The following is a 974-nucleotide window of genomic DNA, read 5'->3' as shown; positions in this document are numbered from 1 at the left end:
TTGAATTTGAGGAGGTGATAAGATGACAGCATATATGAGATTAAGATAATACCGCGAGTTGTGTTGCGGTACATCCGTATTACATAACTCGCTTTCGGGCAAGAATGTAATAATGGAGGATGTCATGAATAAAATTATTAGATTTAATGACAGCGAAAAGCTTTTTCGTTGTCCAATATGTAAACGAAAGTTAAAGATGGTAGGCAATAGTTTGCTGTGTAGTAATAAGCATTGTTTCGATATTTCTAAATTAGGATATGTGAATTTTGCATTAAATCAAAAGCAATCTAAGCATTATAGCAGAACTTCTTTTGAAAGCAGAATGGATATTTTAGAAAAGGGATACTATTCACATATTCTTACGGAGATAACACATATATTGAGCAAGCTTGAAAACATAACAACTATTCTTGATGTCGGATGTGGTGAAGGATATTATTCTAGAAAAATCAAAGAACTATTTCAAGCAGATATAGTTGCTTTTGATATTTCAAAAGATGCCATTTCCCTTGCTTCAAAAAGAGACGGTAGTAAGTCTATAAAGTGGTTTGTGGGTGATTTGGAAAATATGCCAATTAGAGACCACTCAGTAGACTGTATACTGGACATATTTACACCAGCTAATTATTTGGAGTTCAATAGAGTTCTGACGGATAGCGGCTATATTGTAAAGGTTATTCCTGGGAATAAACATCTGATGGAGTTCAGAAACATTGCAAAAGAACATTTGAAAAATCAAGAGTATTCCAATGAGAATGTGATTAACTTATTCAAGAAGCAGTATTCTGTTATTTACCAAAAAAGAGTTTCAGAATCATATGAAATGCCGTTAGAGGATATTAAAATTTTTGCAGACATGACCCCACTGCTCTTCCATGTAGATAAAACTGAGATTGATTTCAAAAAGCTAAAAACTTTGACGATTGATGCAGAGATATTTGTGGGAAGTCTATAACGCTTGAAACTTTCAGTTT

Annotated in this window: 1 protein-coding gene; it reads left to right on the top strand. The window is 33.2% G+C overall.

Annotated elements, in window-relative coordinates:
* The first annotated feature begins 124 nt into the window (after window positions 1–124).
* A complete protein-coding gene (locus tag ACTNC0_RS18200; RefSeq protein WP_083655179.1) occupies window positions 125–955 on the top strand; it encodes a methyltransferase domain-containing protein in 831 nt (276 codons plus the stop codon).
* Window positions 956–974 lie beyond the last annotated feature (19 nt).

It is taken from the genome of Blautia sp. HCP3S3_B11, assembly GCF_052064435.1.
Taxonomy (GTDB): domain Bacteria; phylum Bacillota; class Clostridia; order Lachnospirales; family Lachnospiraceae; genus Blautia_A.
This window is presented reverse-complemented; position numbering and strand designations above follow the sequence as displayed.